This window comes from Rhizobacter sp. P1_G5, from assembly GCF_056405435.1.
The window spans coordinates 1-1,693 of the sequence record NZ_JBFUCB010000922.1; the positions used below are offsets into that span (position 1 = coordinate 1).

5 protein-coding genes are annotated in these 1,693 nt (G+C 66.6%); 2 read left to right on the forward strand and 3 right to left on the reverse strand.

Translation table 11 applies throughout. The annotated features are described in order from the left end of the window. A partial coding sequence (locus tag AC1D12_RS32740; RefSeq protein WP_477845296.1) for an excalibur calcium-binding domain-containing protein occupies positions 1-200 on the forward strand: 200 nt, incomplete at its 5' end. A 22-nt stretch (positions 201-222) separates the two neighbouring features. After that, on the forward strand, positions 223-600 hold the full coding sequence (locus tag AC1D12_RS32745) for a hypothetical protein (protein ID WP_477845297.1): 378 nt from the start codon (positions 223-225) through the stop codon (positions 598-600). Between the two features lie 58 nt (positions 601-658). Here AC1D12_RS32745 and AC1D12_RS32750 read toward each other — a convergent pair whose 3' ends face one another. The 3 genes from AC1D12_RS32750 to AC1D12_RS32760 all read right to left on the reverse strand — a co-directional run. Next, positions 659-1,087 (reverse strand): hypothetical protein, encoded by a 429-nt coding sequence (locus tag AC1D12_RS32750; protein ID WP_465111098.1) that lies wholly within the window; start codon positions 1,085-1,087, stop codon positions 659-661. A 6-nt stretch (positions 1,088-1,093) separates the two neighbouring features. Further along, positions 1,094-1,489 carry a nuclear transport factor 2 family protein gene (locus AC1D12_RS32755; protein WP_465111097.1) on the reverse strand — a complete coding sequence of 132 codons (396 nt, stop codon included), beginning with the start codon at positions 1,487-1,489 and terminating at the stop codon, positions 1,094-1,096. 10 nt (positions 1,490-1,499) lie between these two features. Next, a partial coding sequence (locus AC1D12_RS32760; protein ID WP_477845298.1) for a response regulator occupies positions 1,500-1,693 on the reverse strand: 194 nt, incomplete at its 5' end.

The window sequence follows — 1,693 nt, forward strand, 5'->3', positions numbered from 1 at the left end:
GATCTGCAACGCCCGAAGCGGTGGCAGCCGATCCGCCACCCGCTTCGTTCCGATGCGATGGCCGGACCCATTGCTCGCAAATGACATCGTGCCGTGAAGCCAAGTTCTTCCTGAAGAATTGCCCGGGCACGAAGATGGACGGCAACAATGATGGCGTGCCCTGCGAGCAGCAGTGGTGCACGAGCCCTTTCGCCAACTAGTTCCGACCAGGGGAGACTCAACTTGTCGAGCACAGAGCGCACTTATGCGTGGCAATGCTTCGCCTGCGAGGGATCCAATCCAGCACGCATCGATCACTGCACGTCTTGCGGCTTCCCAGCCAGGGCCACGGGACGGCAGATCGAGGCGGCTCGCACCACAGGAACGACAGCTGCTGCCAAGCCCATCGAGTTGCAGGAGCGCAGCGCCATCGATTCCATCGCGGAGGTTCTGGCTCCACTTCCGATATGGCGCCAGGCCATCGCGGTCTTCGGCGGAGTGCTGGGCGCGGGCGGTGCAATCTGGCTCCAACTCACGTGGTCGTTCACCGGGATCGCCTGGGGCTTCGGCGCGGTGTTGCTCGGAGTCGTCCTGATGGCCGCTGGCACGGGTCGGAAATGAACGTGGACTACCGGGAGTTCGACAGCCTCTGCAAGCGGTAGCGATCGCGGCAGCGGCCTCACGCCAGGCTGATGCTCCCGTCCTCGTCATCCGCCCGCAGCCACCCGATCGCCAGCGCGATCAGCACGCCGCCGATCGCCATCGCGATCCAGCGCCAGTGCCGGTTCGACTCCACCAGCTCACCGTCACGCGCAATGTGCACGCACTGGCGCAGCAAGCGCGTCGCCTGCACCTGGATCGCATCGCCATCCTTCAGCCGCTGGTACGCCGCATACCCGACCGAGCAACTCGCCACCTGCCCGCCCACCAGGTGCAGCGTGTAGCTGGTGTCGCCGGAGCGGTTGTCGCGGCGCGCCGACTCACCATCGTTGACGTGGCTCGTGTGCTGGTCGACCCGCAGGGTTTCGTCGCGCAGCGGCAGTGCGGTGTCGCTCAGCAGCACGACACCACCGATGAAGAACAGGCAACGCAGCAGCAGCTTGAACACAAGGCCTCACTTCGAAGGGTCGATCGGCTCGACCAGGTGCGCCCGGTTCGCGGGCGCGGCATACGGCTCGGGCCAGAACTCCACCAGCCGCGTGATGAGCCCGTCTTCCACCGTGAAGAAACTGAGCGCGCGCGCCGACTGCACGCCATCGGTGACCGACACGTCCGACACCGCCTCGCCCTGCCCGCCCACCAGCCGGTTGATCGTGAAGCGCCACGGCCCGTGGGCGGCGTACTCGGTGTTCATCTGCGCGAAGTTCTGCGCGCCGCGGATGCGCTCGTTCGACTGCGGCCACTCCAGCACGAAGCCAGGCGCCAGCACCTGCGCCACGGCAAAGAAATCGTTCGTCGCCATCAGGCGCCAGAACGCCTGGACGGTGTCGACGGCAGCGGGATTCGGCATGCCGGCATTGTCACGCCGAACCGCGCTTCGCCGCCGGCTCGGCCGGCCGCACCCAGCGCGCCAGCGTCGCGAACATCTCCTCGACCTTGATCGGCTTGGCAATGTGGTCGTTCATCCCCGCAGCCAGCACCTTCTCGCGATCCCCGACCATCGCATTCGCCGTCATCGCGATCACCGGCAGGTCCTGCAGCCGCGGCTGCCGGC

Excerpts from the sequence above, each read along its gene's own strand:
- AC1D12_RS32755 (WP_465111097.1), bottom strand. The coding sequence starts at position 1,489 with ATGCCGAATCCCGCTGCCGTCGACACCGTCCAGGCGTTCTGGCGCCTG.